The following is a 14,282-nucleotide window of genomic DNA, read 5'->3' as shown; positions in this document are numbered from 1 at the left end:
TCCGCCGGGACCGCCCCGAGCTCGGCGACACCGAGGTAGTGGCCGGCGTCGGACGTGCCGGCCATGCTGACCACGTCGCTGACGACCCCGCCCGCCACCGCGGCGGCGAACCGGTCGTCGCGGCTGGTCAGGTAGCAGGTCATGAAGCCGCCGTAGCTGTAGCCGGACACGGCCAGCCGGCGCGGGTCCGCCACTCCCTCGGCGACGAGGTCGTCGAGGGGCTCGAGGAAGTCCTTGGCGTCGGCCACGCCCCAGGCGCCGACCGCGGCTGTGAAGAACGCTTCGCCGTAGCCGTCGCTGCCGCGCGGGTTGAGCAGCAGCACCGCCCAGCCGCGGGCGGCGAGCCGCTGGTGGTAGAGGTGCACGGCGTCGGCGGTGCCGCTCCACGCGTTGTGCGGGCCGCCGTGGATGTCCAGCAGCAGCGGGAGCGGGCCGGTGCGGGCGGGGTCGCGCAGCAGCCAGCCGTGCACGACCGTGCCGTCGGAGACGGTGAACTCCCGCTCCTCGTGGGTGAACAGCTCGACGTCCTCGGGGCCGTGGGAGGTGAGCACCGTCGCCGCTCCCCCGGTGACGTCGACCGTCGCGATCTCGCCGTAGGACGTCGGCGTGGTCAGCAGCACCGCCGCGGTGGTCCCGGCGACGCTCAGCGCGGCCACCGTGGTCCCGTTCTCGCCGAGGACCCGCCGCGGCTCGCCGCCGGTGACGTCGACGGCGTACAGGTGCGTGTAGCCGCGGTCGCGGACGCAGAACACCACCGTGGAGCCGTCGCCGGCGAGCTGCGGGAGCGCGCCCGGGTAGCCCGGGCCGCCCGGCATCACGTTGCGGTCGAGCGCCGCGGCCAGATCGACGGTTTCCCCGCCGTCCACGGGGATCCGCAGCAGCCCGAGGTGACCGGACGCGGTGTCGCGGCGGCCGACGACGAGCAGGGACTCGCCGTCCGCGGTCCAGGTGACCGTGCCGGCCATGCCCTCGCCGGAGCCGGCCAAGCGGGGCTCGGCGGTGCGATCGGCGGCGTCGAGGACGTAGGCGCCCGAACGGAACGTCAGGTCGGGGTCGGCGTCGAGAGCCGCGGCGAACGCCAGCCGGCCGCCGTCCGGCGACCAGGCGGGGTCGCCCGCGTGCCAGTCCCCCGCCGTCACCCGCCGGACCTCGCCGGTGGCCACGTCGAGGACGTGGACGTGCTTGCGCAGGGTCCGCAGGAGCCCGGCGCCGTCGGCCTTGAAGTCCAGCCGGTCGGCGACCACCGGGGCGCTCCCGCGGCGGCCCTGCGCGCCGTCGTCTTCGCCTTCTTCGGCGTTGAGGTCGATCGGGGCGCTGAAGGCGATCTCGGCGCCGTCCGGGCGCCACACCGGCGTTCCCGCACCCAGCGGGAGCGTGGTGACCTGCTCGGGCTCACCGCCGTCGGCGGGTAGCAGCCACAGCTGGGCCGGGCCGTCCTGGGCGCGCAGGAACGCGATCCGCGTCCCGTCCGGCGACCACGCCGGGGCCACGTCGCCGCGGCCGCGGGTCAGCCGGCGCGCCTCGCCGCCGCTCGTGGCGACCTGCCAGAGCGACGAGGTGTCCTCGTCCTTCTCGCGATCGGCGGTGCGCAGCACGTAGACGATCCGGGCCCCGTCGGGCGAAAGGGCCGGCTGCTCGGGGAACTCCAGGGCGTACAGGTCGTCGATGCCGATACGGCGGGTCATGCGGATCTCCTTGTGGGATGACGTTCTCACGCGGCGAAGTGGCAGGCCGCGTGGTGCGGCCGGTGGGCGGCGTCGTCGGCCGGGTCGGCGCTGACGCACAACGTGCGGTCGGTGTGCACGAGCGGGCCGATCGGGCACCGCGGGTGGTAGCGGCACCCGGGCGGCGGGTGGTGCGGGTCGGCGGGCTCGGTGTCGGCGAGCGGGGCCGTGACGTCATCGGTGTCGGCGAGCAGGTTCCGGTGCGCCGAGGGCGCGGCGGCCAGCAGGTCCCGTGTGTAGGGGTGCTGGGGATCGGTGAGGACCTGCTCGGCGGGCCCGGCTTCGACGATCCGGCCGAGGTACATCACGGCGACGATGTCGCTGACGTACCGCACCACGGCGAGGTTGTGCGAGATGAACAGCATCGACAGCGACAGCCGCCGCTGCACGTCGCGGACCAGGTTGAGCACCGCGCCCTGCACCGAGACGTCGAGCGCCGAGGTGATCTCGTCGGCGATGAGCACCTTCGGCTGCCCGGCGAGCGCCCGGGCGAGGGCGACGCGCTGGCGCTGCCCGCCGGAAAGCTGCCCAGGCAGCATCGAAGCGCGTTCGGGGTCGAGCTGGACCAGCTCGAGCAGCCGGGCCACCTCGGCCCGCCGGGCGCCGCGGGACGTGCTCCGCGGCATCGCCTCGGTGATCGACTCGCCGATCCCCATCCGCGGGTCGAGCGAGGAGTACGGGTCCTGGAACACCATCTGCAGCGGACGCCGCCGCGGCAGCCTCCGCACGTCGACGCCGTCCAGCCGCACCTGGCCCGCGCTGACCGGCGAAAGCCCGACGGCCGCCCGGGCGAGCGTCGACTTGCCCGAGCCGGACTCGCCGACCAGGCCGACGACCTGTCCGGAAGGGACAGTGAGGCTGACGCCGTCGACCGCGGTCAGCTTGCCGTACCGGACACTCACCGCGTCGAACTCCAGCGCGCTCACGCTGCACCCTCCTCGTGCGACTGTCCGGAAAGGACGCTCACCTGCGGGTGCCAGCACGCGACCCGGTGCGCGTCCGCGGTCGGTTCCAGCACCGGATCCTCGTCCCGGCAGCGGTCGGTCGCCAGCGGGCAGCGGGCGGCGAAGGCACAACCCTCCGGCACCTGGTCCGGCTCCGGCGGGCGGCCGGGGATCACGGCCAGTGGCTCGTCGCGGTCGGTTTCGAGGTCGACCGTCGTGGCCAGCAGCGCCCGCGTGTACGGGTGCTGGGCCGGGGCCCCGGTCGGCAGGTCCTCGACGACGCGGCCGGCGTACATCACCAGCATCCGTTCGCACGTCTGGGAAACGACGGCGATGTCGTGGCTGATGAGCAGGATCGCCGCGCCTTCGGCTTCGCGCGTGCGGGCGAGCAGGCGCAGCACCTGCCGCTGCACGGTGACGTCGAGCGCGGTCGTCGGCTCGTCGGCGATGACGAGCTTCGGCCGGCCCATCAGGCCCATGCCGATCATCGCCCGCTGCCGCATGCCGCCGGAGAACTCGTGCGGGTACTGCCGGGCGCGCCGGGCCGGAGCCGGGACGCGCACCGCGGTCAACCGGTCGACCGCACGGGCGAACGCGGCCCGCCGCGACAGGCCGTGGTGCTGTTCGGACACCTCGGCGAGCTGCCTGCCGACCCGGCGGGCCGGGTTGAACGACGTCATCGGGTCCTGGAACACCATGGCGAGCGACGTGCCGAGCTCGCGGTCCGGCGCTTTCGCCAGCGGTGTCCCGGCGAACTCCAGCCGATCCGCGGTGACCACGCCGGGTGCTTCGATCAGGCGGGACACCGCCAGCGCGGTCAGGCTCTTGCCGGAACCCGACTCGCCGACGACACCGATCGCCTCGCCCGGGCGGACGCTGAAGCTCACCCCGCGCACCGGCACGGTCCACCCGTTCGGGCCGGGGAACGCGACCTGGAGGTTCTCGACGACGAGCACGGCGTCGGCCGCGGGCTCGGCCGCAGCCGAGCCCAGCGGCGCGGCGGGCAGCGGAGCCGGCGAGCGCCGTGTCGCCCGGGTGCGGACGCCGACCACCGCGGCCACCGTCTCCCCGACCAGGTTGAAGGCCAGCCCGGCCAGCACCACGGCCGCGCAGGGCGCCAGCGCCGCCACCGGGTTGACGTAGATGCCGTCGAGGCCTTCGCGCAGCAGCCGGCCCCAGTCGTAGTCCGGTGCCTGCACGCCGATCCCGAGGAACGACAGCCCGGCGAAGGCCAGCAACGCCGAGCCGGCCCCGATGGTCGCGTTCACGACGAGCGGCTCCCCGATGTTCGGCAGCACGTGCCGGGCCAGCAGCCGGATCCGGCCGACGCCGGAGACGCGGGCCGCGGCGATGTAGTCCCGCCCGCTCACCGACGCGGACAGCGTCTGCACCAGCCGGGCGAACGCCGGCGCCACCGCGAAGGCGATCGCCAGCACCGCGCCCTGCGTGCCGACGCCGAAGATCACCGCGAAGAACAGCGCCAGCAGCAGGCCCGGGAACGCGACCGCGACGTTGACCGCCGCGGTGAGCAGCCGGCCCGCCCAGCGCGGCAGCACCGACGGCAGCGTCCCGAGGACGACCCCGACGCCGACGCCGATCGCGGTGGCCAGCACCGCGAGCCCGACCGAGAGCCGGGTCGCGACCAGTGTGCGGAAGAACAGGTCGCGGCCGAGGGAGTCGGTGCCGAACCAGTGCGCCCCGGACGGGCTCTGGCCGATCGCGTCCGTGTCGATCGCGGCGGCGGCGTCGCCCCACAGCAGCGGGGCCAGCACCGCGAGCAGGACGACCCCCGCCAGCAGGACCGCCGAGCACGCGCCGACCGGCGTGCGCACGGCCGCCACCCAGACTGAACCGCGTCGCGCCATTTCACGCCTCCCGAATGGCCGAGCGCGGGTCGAGCAGCCCGAGCACGACGTCGACCAGCAGGTTCACCAGCAGCACGCCGACGCCGTAGACCAGCACGATCCCCTGCACCAGCGGGTAGTCCTTCTGCAGGATCGACGCGACGATCGTCGAGCCGAGGCCGGGCCAGGCGAACACGTTCTCCACGAGCACGGTGCCCGCCACCATCCCGGTCAGCATCAGCCCGCCCAGCGTGAGCGTCGCGGTCAGCGCGTTCGGCAGCGCGTGCCGGACGTACACCAGGCGCGCGGGCAGCCGCTTCGCCCGCGCGGTGCGGACGAAGTCGGCGCCCAGCACCGAAAGCAGCTCCACCCGGACCATCCGCGAGAGCACCGCCGCCGGCCCGACCGCCAGTGCCGCCACCGGCAGGACGTACGCGCTCACGTCGTCGCTGCCCGCCACCGGGAACCAGCCGAGGCCGACGGCGAGCAGCGCCACCAGCCCGACCGCGACCAGGAACTCCGGGACGGCGGCGAGGAACACGCTCACCGACGTGAAGCCCAGCTCGGCGCCCCGGCGGCGGCCTCCGCGGGTCAGCACCGCGAAGCAGACGCCGACCGGGACCGCCACCACGACCACGACGGCGAAGGCCAGCACGGCCAGCCGCAGGGTCGAGGGCAGCCGGTCGCCGATCACCTCCGCCACCGGCTGGCCGCTCGCCATCGACGTCCCGAAGTCGCCGGAAAGCAGGCCGCGCACGTAGTGCCCGTACTGCACCCACAGCGGGTCGTCCAGGCCGAGCGCCGCCCGCTTGGCGGCCACCAGCTCGGCGGGCGCGGTCATGCCGAGCGCGGCCCGCACCGGGTCGCCGGGGACCAGGTGGATCATCAGGAACGCCGCGGTGAGCAGCGCCCACAGCGACACGGCGAACCGGGCCAGCCGCCGCGCGGCGAACGCCGGCCACGGGCTGCCCCGCAAGCCGGCGGGCGCCGCCGCGGTCGTCATTTCGCGTACATCCGGATCGAGGACGGGGTCACGCTGCCCTGGCTGAGCTCGAACTTCGCGCCGCTGCCGTAGATCGGCACGACGGAGTCGAAGTAGGGCACCGCGTCCACCCGCTTGACCAGCGCGGACTCCGCCGCGGTCCAGTCCGCGCAGCTGGCGTCGCCGGACTTCGACGCCGCCTGCTGCGCGCCCTGGTCGTAGCCGGGGTTGCTGATGTGGGCGAAGTTCGTGCCGTCGGGCGCGGCCGGACCGGAGACGAACGGCACGAGCTGGCTCGGCAGCGAGAACCCGACCGGGGCGAGGGAGACCTCCCACTCGCCGGTGCCGAACAGGACCTGGCTGAGGCCGGGGCTGTCGACCCCCTTGAGCGTCACGTCGGCGCCGAGGGACTTCCACGTCTGCTGCGCGAGCTCCGCGGTCGGCGCCATCGTCGGGCCGAGCTGGGTGCCGTAGAGGACGGTGAGGGCGAGCTTCTTGCCGTCCTTCGCGCGCACGCCGTCCGGGCCCGCCTTCCAGCCCGCCGCGTCCAGCGCGGCCGCCGCCGCGGCCGGGTCGTGCGCGGGAAGGTTGCCTTCGACGGTGTTGCCCGGACAGACCCTCGGCTCGTTGGTGATCATGCCCTGCGACGGCTTGCCGGCGCCCGCGGTCAGCACCTTGCCGAGCTGGGGCAGGTCGAGCGCCTGGGTGAGCGCCTTGCGGACGGCCTCGTCCTGCCCTGGCCGCCCGGTCGCCTGGTTGTAGAAGACCTCGCCCATCGGCGCGGTGTAGTCGGCGTGGAAGAGCTTGCGCCCCTCCAGGCGCTGCCGGTCCGGCCCGTTGATCGCGGCCGCGTTGAGCTCGCCCGACAGCAGGAGGTTCGTCGCGGTCGTGGTGTTCGGGATCACGCGGATGGTGACCTTCTCCGGCAGGCCCGTGCCGGCCTTCCAGTCACCGGGGCCCCACGTGTAGTCCTTGCGGCGGGTGAACGTGTAGTGGTCGTTGGGCACGGCCTCGGTGACGCTGAACATCCCGGTGCCGGCCTCGCCCTTGGCGAGCAGCTTGCGGTCCGCGAGCCCCTTGGCGCAGACGATCGGCACCCCGCCGACGTTGCGGGCCAGGAACGCGTCCGGTTTTCCGCTGGTGACCGAGATCGTGCCGGCCGCGTCCGCGGTCGCCTTGGTGCCCGGCGCGATGTAGAGCCCGGCGATGGGCGACTTGTTCGCCGGGTCGCCGATGAAGTTGATGTTGGCCGCGACGTCCGCGGCGGTGAGCGGGCTGCCGTCGGCGCAGGTGAGGCCCGGCCGGAGGGTGAAGGACGCGGTCGTCGTCGACGCCTCCCACTTGGCGGCCAGCCCGGCGACCGCCTTGCCGTCGCCGTCGAGGTTCAGCAGCGTGTCGTAGAGGAACCGGTCGACCTGGATGGCCACCGACAGCACGGTCATGTGCGGGTCGAGGCTGCCCGGGTCGGAGCCGACGCCGAAGCTGAACGTCTTGCCGTCGACCGGAGTTCCGTCGCCGCTGCCGGTGCTGCCGCCCGAGCCCCCGCAGGCGGTCGCGGCGAGGGCGACGACCCCGAGCAGGACCGCCGCGGTCCGTGTCTTGGTCATGGGGTTTCCTTCCGGAGGTGATCCACGGCGAGCCGGGCGGCTTTGCCGATCGCGGCGTCGACGGCGGGTTGCCGCTCGGCGAGGGAGTCCGCGCGGGTGAAGACGGCGACGGCGAACCGGCGTCCGTCCGGGTAGGACACGACGCCCGCTTCGTTGCGCACCGCGGGCAGGGTGCCGGTCTTGGCCGCGACGGCGACGTCCGAGGGGAAGCCGGACGAGAGCCGGTGCGGCCAGATCTGGCGCGCCATCATCGAGCGCACCCGTTCGCACGCCGCCGGTTCGGCGGCGCGGCCGGTCCAGATCGCGTCGAGCAGGGTGGTGATCTCCCGGGGCGTGGACGCCGACGTGCGTTCGGGGTCGAGTACGGCGAGCTTCCCCAGCTGCTCGGGGGTCGCGGCGGCGAACACGGCGTCGAGGTCGGCGTCCTCGGCGGCACCGAGATCGGCGAGCACCGAGGCGAAGAGGTCTTCGCAGCAGCCGATCAGCCGGGTCCGGCTCAGGTCGAGATCGCCGAGCACGCGGTCGACCGCTTCCCGGCCGACGCGGTGGTAGAGGACGTCCGTGGCCGCGTTGTCGCTCATGGTCAGCATGACCAGCGCGAGGTCGCGCCAGCTCATCTCGACGTCGTCCGCGCAGCCCGCGGTGCCGATCCCGCCGATGCGGTAGCGCTTCCCGACGCGGGTCCGCCCGGTTTCGTCGAGGCGTCCGGCGACGACCTCGCGGGCGTAGGCGACGGCGACCGGGATCTTGAACACCGACGCGAGCACCACCGGGTCGTCCGCGCCGACCGCGACCTCCGGTCCGCCGCCGATCTCCCGCGCGTGCAGGAAACCCCGCGCGCCGGCCGCGGCGAAGACGTCGGCGATCGCCGCCTCGACCGGACTCACGCGTCCACCCGCCGATCGGCGCGTCCGGTGTGCAGGTACAGCGCCCGGCCGGTGCCGTCGTCGCCGACGAAGGCGTGCGGCAGGTACATCCCCTGCATCGGCTCGGCCAGGATCAGCGTGTCGCCGTTCATCGCGACCAGCTCGGTCTTCTCGGGCTTGGCCAGCTCCGCGAAAATGCCCTTCGGGACGCGCTCGACCCAGACGCGGCCGTCGTCGTCCTGGCTGACCACGATGTCCGCGACGGACGACGAGTACTCGCCGACGTACCGCGTGGCGTCGATGCGCGGCGAGTCCGAATCCGGCACCGGCGGCGCGGCCAGCTCGATGCCGGTCAGCTCCTTCATGAGGTGGCCGACGACCTCGGTGTAGACGGCGACCGGGTCGCCGCCGTTGGTCAGCAGCGCGACGGCGACGTCGTGCCCGGGCGCGAGGCGCAGGAAGGAGGCCTGGCCGATCGTGCCGCCGTCGTGGCCGACGATCCCGCCGTCGTCGTCGAACAGCGACCAGCCGAGGCCCCACGCCCGGCCCATCAGGCCGAGGTCGGGCAGCTCCACCTGGCGCTCCCGCATGGCGCGGGCACTGGCAGCACTGAGCACGCGGGTGCCGTCCGGGCCTTCGCCGTCGCGCAGGTGCATGCCGGCGAACGTCACGAGGTCGCGCGGCCGCATGGCGAGCATCGAGCCGGCCGGGGCGTTGGACGCCGCCAGCGCCCACACGCCGGCGGGTTCCGGGTCGGCGCCGGGCTCGGACGTGAGGTGCCCCAGCGCGGCCCGGAAGCGGATCGCCTCGTACGGGCTCGCCGCGGCGTGCGTCAGTCCCAAGGGGGCGAACAGGTGCTCGGCCAGGCAGTCGTTGTAGGCCTTGTCCCGCAGCACTTCCACGACGCGGCCGAGCACGCAGAACGCGGCGTTGTTGTAGGAGAACATCTCGCCGGGGGCGAACAGCTGCGGCACGTCGCCGAGGGTGGCGACGTACTTCTCGACGCAGTCGTCGCCGCGGCCGGTGTCGGTGAAGATGTCGCCCTCGAAGCCGGCGGTGTGGCACAGGAGCTGCCGGACGGTGATCCGCGCGGCCGCGTCGTCGTCGCCCAGCACGAACTCCGGCAGGTACTTGCGCACGGGCTCGTCGAGCTCGAGGACGCCTTCGTCGACGAGCTGCATCGCCAGCGTCGTCGTCCAGATCTTGGTGATGGACCCGATCTGGAACAGCGAGTCCACGTCCGCCTCGACACCGGTGCCCGTGTTGAGCACGCCGGCCGCGTGGTCGATGATCTCGCCGCCGGCGTACACGGCCACGGACGCGCCGGGCACGTGGTGCTCGGCCAGGACGGCGGGCAGCCGCGTTTCGAGCCAGGCGGCGAGTTCGGTGAGTTTCGACATGGTTGCCTCTCGTCCGACGATGGGGGAACCGGCGATGCCGGGATGCTAGGACGGGACCGGGACGGTGCGGTTCGTCGAAATCGACGAGACCCGGGGAAACTTTCATCCCGGCGGACGAATCACGGGGGCCGCAGCCGGCGGGGCAAGGCCGACTTGGCCGCCGCGACTCCCACCGCCACCCGGATCCTGACCTTCGACGTGGTGACCACCGCCCGGACCGCGTACTGCCGGACCCGCGCGACCACCGTGTCCACTGTGGTCATGACGTCAGCCAAGCCTGGGCGGTGGTCACTTCGGCCAGCCGCTCCGGGATCGGCGTGACGCCGAGACCGGGACCCGACGGCACCGGCAGCCGGCCGTCTTCGAGCACGAACGGCTCGGTGATGTCCTCGGTGTAGAACCGGTCCGACGCCGACGTGTCGCCCGGCAGCGTGAACCCGGGCAACGACGCGAGGGCGACGTTGGCCGCCCGGCCCAGCCCGGTCTCGATCATCCCGCCGCACCACACCGGGACGCCGTGCGCGGCGCAGACGTCGTGCACCCGCCGCGCCTCCAGGTAACCGCCGACGCGGCTCGGCTTGATGTTGACGATCCGGCACGCGCCGAGCTTGATCGCGTCGGCCGCCGAACGGGCGGAGACGACGGACTCGTCCAGGCAGATCGGCGTCCGGATGTGCTTGGCCAGCTCGGCGTGGCCGAGCACGTCCTCCTCTTCGAGGGGCTGCTCGATCAGCAGCAGCTCGAAGGGGTCGAGCCGCTGCAGCTGCGGCACGTCCGAAAGCGTGTACGCGGTGTTCGCGTCGACCTGCAGCAGGATGTCGCCGCCGAAGCGCTCGCGGACCGCGCGCACCGGCTCGACGTCCCAGCCGGGCTCGATCTTGAGCTTGATCCGCAGGTAGCCGGCGTCGAGGTAGCCGCCGACGACGTCCAGGAGCTTCGGGACGGTGTCCATGATGCCGACCGACACCCCGCACGGCACCGAGTCCCGGGTGGAGCCCAGCGCCGTGCCGAACGAAACGCCGTGAGCGCGCAGCTCCGCGTCGAGCACCGCCATCTCCAGTGCGGCCTTGGCCATCCGGTGGCCCTTGAACCTCACCAGCAGCGGCGCGACCTTGTTCGCGGTGAGGTCGCCGGCCGCCAGCAGCGTGGGCACGAGGAAGGTCCGCAGGACGTGTTCGACGCCGTCGACGTACTCGGAGGAGTAGAGCGGGTCGACCATCGCCCCGCACTCGCCCCAGCCCTCACCATCGGACGTCACCGCGCGCAGGAGCAGCAGCTCGCGTTCGGCCTGCGTGCCGAACGACGTCCGGAACGGCGCGACCAGGGGCATCCGGACGCGCAGGAGTTCGACCCCGGTGAGTTTCACGTCTGCTCCTTCGAGACCACGTACCAGCCGGCACGATCGAATCCGATGACCGAGGCGCCGCCGGCCAGCAGGCCGCCGAGCACCTCCCGCAACGCGACCCGCCACGCCCGGCCCCGGCCGGGGTCGGCGCGCCGGAGCGCCTCGATGTCCGGCGGCACGCCGACGAGCACGACCGGCGCGTCGGCGGGGCCGGTGACCGGGCCGCCGTCGGAACCGGCCGCCAGCGCGACCGCGGCACCCCGGGCTCGCAGCGTGGCCGCGTCGAACCGGGCCGGCTTGCCCTCGGCGGCCGCACGCACGGCCGGGCTCGAGAGGTCCCAGACGGCCATCAGCCGGTCGGTGTCGCCGGCGCCGTTGATGCCGTCGTTCATCGGCCCGTAGAAGTCGGGCAGGTACTGCTCCGGAAGGGCGGCGAGCTTGGTCAGGTTGAAGTGGGCGTTGCGCCGCACCAGCGGGTCGAACGTCCACGAGATCACCGGGACGTCCTGGCTGAGCGCCCACGCGCGCTGGTGCAGCTTGAGCGCGAAGCCGATGCCGCGGCCGTGTCCCGCGGTGGCGACCCCGGCGATGTGGCTGTGCAGTCCCCCCTTCGCGGGACCGCCGAAGAACCCGAAGCAGGCGCCGAGGAGGTCGGGCCCGTCGAACGCGCCCCCGACGTAGTTGCCCGCCGAAACCATGGCGCGCAACAGTTCGGACGTCACGGGCTGGTTGCCGGGGGCCGGGCGCCAGATCGACTCGAAGAGGCGGGTCACGGCGGTCAGGTCGGCGACCTCGGCCAGGGTCCGGACCTGGACCCCCGAGGCCGTGGCGGCGGCGGTCGCCGCGGCGGCCGCCTCGTCCCGCAGCGGCGGGGCTGTGTTCGTCACGACTTCTGTCACGCCTCCGATCCTCTCCGGAGACTGCCGGCCGGTCACCGTTGTCCCGCACCGGATTCGCCCCGCGCGTTCGTCGGGGCGGACGAACTCCGTTGCGCCAGCACGGTTTCGGTGAGTTTCCGGAGCAGTTCGGTGCGCCCGGGCAGTTCGGCGACGAGGACGTGTTCGTCGTCGGCGTGGGCGCCGCCACCGACGGCGCCGAGGCCGTCGAGCGTCGGGATGCCCAGTCCCGCCGTGAAGTTGCCGTCGGACGCACCGCCGACCGCCGCCTCGGCAAGGGGTCCCGCCGCAAGCTTTTGGGCCAGCGCGAACAGTTCCGACGAAGCTTTCGCGTCGAGCGGCGGCCGGTTGATGCCGCCGGCGATGTGGATCCGCGCGTTTTCGTCGACCGGTGTCAGGCTTCGGACGGCCCGGTCGACGCGGTCCTGTTCGGCGACGTCCCACACGCGGACGTCGACGGCGACCCTGGCCTTCGCGGGCACGGTGTTGGTCGTCGTGCCCGCGGTCAGCGCGGTCGGGACGACCGTGGTCCCCCGGTCCGGGTCGGCGAGCGCGGCCACCGCGAGGATCTGGTGGGCGACCTCGATCCCCGCGTTCACGCCCTTTTCGGGTTCGAGCCCGGCGTGCGCGGCGCGGCCCTCGACCTCGATCCAGTACCGGGAAACACCTTTGCGGCGGGTCTTCAGCGCGCCGCCGTCGGCCGAGGCTTCGAGGACGAAGACCGCGTCGCAGGTCTCGGCCTCGTCCTCGATCAGGGGCCGCGACAGCGGCGAGCCGATCTCCTCGTCGCCGGTGATGAGGATCGAGAGGCCGTCGCGGTCCGGCAGTGCCGCGGCGGCGTGCAGGGCCATCACGACGCCGGCCTTCATGTCGAAGCAGCCGGGTCCGCGCAGGACGCCGTCGCGGACTTCGAAAGGGTGCGTGCGCAGGGAACCCAGCGGCCACACGGTATCGTGGTGGCCGAGCAGCAGGACGCGCGGCGGGCCGTCGCCGAACCGCCAGCGCAGGTGGGTGCAGCCGTCGGTGACGAGACGTTCGGGGTCGATCCCGAGCAGGCGGCGGCCGAGCTCGGCGACGGTTTCGGCACTGCGCGCGACGGCGTCGTGGTCGTCCGACGGCGACTCGCAGCGGACGAGCGTCTCGATGTCGTCGATCACCGCGGCTCACCTCGCAGCGGCCGGCCGGGCAGCGCGTCGATGTTCAGGTTTCCTTCACTGACCACGGGAACACCGGCGACGTACAGGTGCCGGACGCCGATCGACGGGCGCGTCGGATCGGTGTAGGTGGCGGCATCGGTGATCGCGGCCGGGTCGAGGACGACGAGGTCGGCGTCGGCGCCCGCGCCCAGGTGGCCCTTGTGACGGGCTTGCGGCGCGACGTCGTCGAGGAGCCGCGACGGCAGGTACGAGCAGCGGCGGAACGCTTCGAGCCAGGTCCACTCGCCGGCTTCCCGGACCATCAGGCGCAAGGTCTTGGCGAAGGTGCCGGCGGTCCGCGGGTGCGTCGTGCCGCCGGCGGGCAGCGGCCACTCGGTGCTCTCGGTGCGGCCGTCCTTCCAGTAGACGGGCATGGCGTCGCTGGCGACGACGGCGTCGGGGAAGGCGAGCGCCTGGTGCAGCAGGCCGCGGTCGCGGGGGTCCCGCTCGTCCAGGAACTCGAGGAGGCAGGGGGCGCCCGGGTCCTGCTGCCGCACCTGGCGCAGGCGGGCTTCGTCGCGGACCCGCTCCCCCGTTTCGAGGATGACCACGCTCGACGGCCGCAAGCCCTTCAGGCGCAGGCGGTCCGGCTCGAGGAAGGCGGCGCCGACGGCCGTGCTGCCCGCGCCGTACGGGTAGGCCTCGACGGTGACGCGCGAGCCCTCGCTCCGTGCGGTTTCGAGGGTGGCGAGGACGCGGTCGATGTGGTGGCCGGAGGTGCTGTTGACGTGGCAGTGGTGCATCGCGGCGCCGGTCTCGCCCGCGGCCGCGACGATCTCGACGGAGCCGTCGACCGGGATCGCGGGGTCGACCTCGACCAGCTCGCGGACGTGGGTGTAGGTGGGCACGCCCGCCTTCGCGGCGAGGTGCGCGACGGCCAGGAACTCGCCGGGCTCGGTCGCGGGCGCGTAGCCCATGAGGACGCCGATGCCGAGCGCGCCCTTCGCGAGCTCGGCTTCCAGCAGGGAAAGCCAGGCGGTCAGTTCGGCCTTCGAAGAACTGCGTTGCCACCGCGGGTTTCCCAGGATCGCGAGCCCGCTGTCGATGCTCGCGTCGGGCGCGATGTCCGCGAGGACCTGCGCCCGGGCGGCGCCCCAGGAGGCGGAGAAGCCGTAGTGCAGCGGCCGCCCGGCGTTCGCGGCCTCGGCGTAGGCGCGGTCGATCGGCATGAGCCCGGCTTCGAGGTCGAGGGCGGTGGTGACACCGTCCATGGCCTGCAGCCGCTGCCCGGCGATGGAGTGCACGTGGCTGTGCAGGTCGACGAACCCGGGCCCGACGACGAGCCCTTCGACGTCGACTTCGGTGGCTTCGGGCGCGTGGAGGCCCGGGCCGACGGCTTCGACCCGGCCGTCGTCGAGGAGGACGTCGGCGATGCCGTCGAAGCCGCTGCCGGGATCCACGACCCGGCCGCCCCGCAAGAGTGTCCGCATCGGGCCGACGTTAGGAGGATTTCCGGCGAAGCCGTTCGTCCGCGACGA

Annotated in this window: 11 protein-coding genes and 1 pseudogene; all 12 read right to left on the bottom strand. The window is 73.6% G+C overall.

Annotated elements, in window-relative coordinates; genetic code table 11:
- The coding region (locus AA23TX_RS36305; protein WP_155547196.1) for a S9 family peptidase at positions 1-1,685 on the bottom strand (1,685 nt) is incomplete at its 3' end.
- Between the two features lie 26 nt (positions 1,686-1,711).
- Positions 1,712-2,650 (bottom strand): ABC transporter ATP-binding protein, encoded by a 939-nt coding sequence (locus AA23TX_RS36300; RefSeq protein WP_155547195.1) that lies wholly within the window; start codon positions 2,648-2,650, stop codon positions 1,712-1,714.
- Positions 2,647-4,533, bottom strand: coding sequence for a dipeptide/oligopeptide/nickel ABC transporter permease/ATP-binding protein (locus AA23TX_RS36295; protein ID WP_155547194.1), 1,887 nt, complete (start codon positions 4,531-4,533; stop codon positions 2,647-2,649). The genes AA23TX_RS36300 and AA23TX_RS36295 overlap by 4 nt, the downstream gene beginning before the upstream one ends.
- Before the next feature lies 1 nt (position 4,534).
- The gene (locus AA23TX_RS36290) at positions 4,535-5,515 is read right to left on the bottom strand and encodes an ABC transporter permease (RefSeq protein ID WP_155547193.1); all 981 of its coding nucleotides are present in this window, start codon (positions 5,513-5,515) and stop codon (positions 4,535-4,537) included.
- On the bottom strand, positions 5,512-7,101 hold the full coding sequence (locus tag AA23TX_RS36285) for an ABC transporter substrate-binding protein (protein ID WP_155547192.1): 1,590 nt from the start codon (positions 7,099-7,101) through the stop codon (positions 5,512-5,514). Before AA23TX_RS36285 ends, AA23TX_RS36290 begins: the two co-directional genes overlap by 4 nt.
- Positions 7,098-7,988 (bottom strand): serine hydrolase, encoded by an 891-nt coding sequence (locus AA23TX_RS36280; RefSeq protein WP_196425680.1) that lies wholly within the window; start codon positions 7,986-7,988, stop codon positions 7,098-7,100. The genes AA23TX_RS36285 and AA23TX_RS36280 overlap by 4 nt, the downstream gene beginning before the upstream one ends.
- Positions 7,985-9,367, bottom strand: a complete 1,383-nt coding sequence (locus AA23TX_RS36275; protein WP_155547191.1) for a serine hydrolase domain-containing protein — start codon at positions 9,365-9,367, stop codon at positions 7,985-7,987. The genes AA23TX_RS36280 and AA23TX_RS36275 overlap by 4 nt, the downstream gene beginning before the upstream one ends.
- Positions 9,368-9,486: 119 nt before the next feature.
- Positions 9,487-9,630 (bottom strand): hypothetical protein, encoded by a 144-nt coding sequence (locus AA23TX_RS36270; RefSeq protein WP_155547190.1) that lies wholly within the window; start codon positions 9,628-9,630, stop codon positions 9,487-9,489.
- Entirely contained in the window at positions 9,627-10,733 is a 1,107-nt protein-coding gene (gene menC / locus AA23TX_RS36265; protein ID WP_155547189.1) for an o-succinylbenzoate synthase, read from the bottom strand. Before menC ends, AA23TX_RS36270 begins: the two co-directional genes overlap by 4 nt.
- The gene (locus AA23TX_RS36260; protein ID WP_155547188.1) at positions 10,730-11,611 is read right to left on the bottom strand and encodes a GNAT family N-acetyltransferase; all 882 of its coding nucleotides are present in this window, start codon (positions 11,609-11,611) and stop codon (positions 10,730-10,732) included. Before AA23TX_RS36260 ends, menC begins: the two co-directional genes overlap by 4 nt.
- A 32-nt stretch (positions 11,612-11,643) precedes the next feature.
- Complete coding sequence (locus AA23TX_RS36255; RefSeq protein ID WP_155547187.1) at positions 11,644-12,765, bottom strand: M20 family metallopeptidase; 1,122 nt, start codon at positions 12,763-12,765, stop codon at positions 11,644-11,646.
- A pseudogene (locus AA23TX_RS36250) lies at positions 12,762-14,237 on the bottom strand (amidohydrolase family protein); the annotation flags it as partial. The pseudogene AA23TX_RS36250 and the gene AA23TX_RS36255, both read right to left, overlap by 4 nt.
- Between the last annotated feature and the right edge of the window lie 45 nt (positions 14,238-14,282).

The sequence above is a fragment of the Amycolatopsis camponoti genome (assembly GCF_902497555.1).
Taxonomy (GTDB): domain Bacteria; phylum Actinomycetota; class Actinomycetes; order Mycobacteriales; family Pseudonocardiaceae; genus Amycolatopsis; species Amycolatopsis camponoti.
The sequence above is the reverse complement of the archived record's forward strand: the minus strand, read 5'-3'. Positions and strand labels throughout refer to the sequence as shown.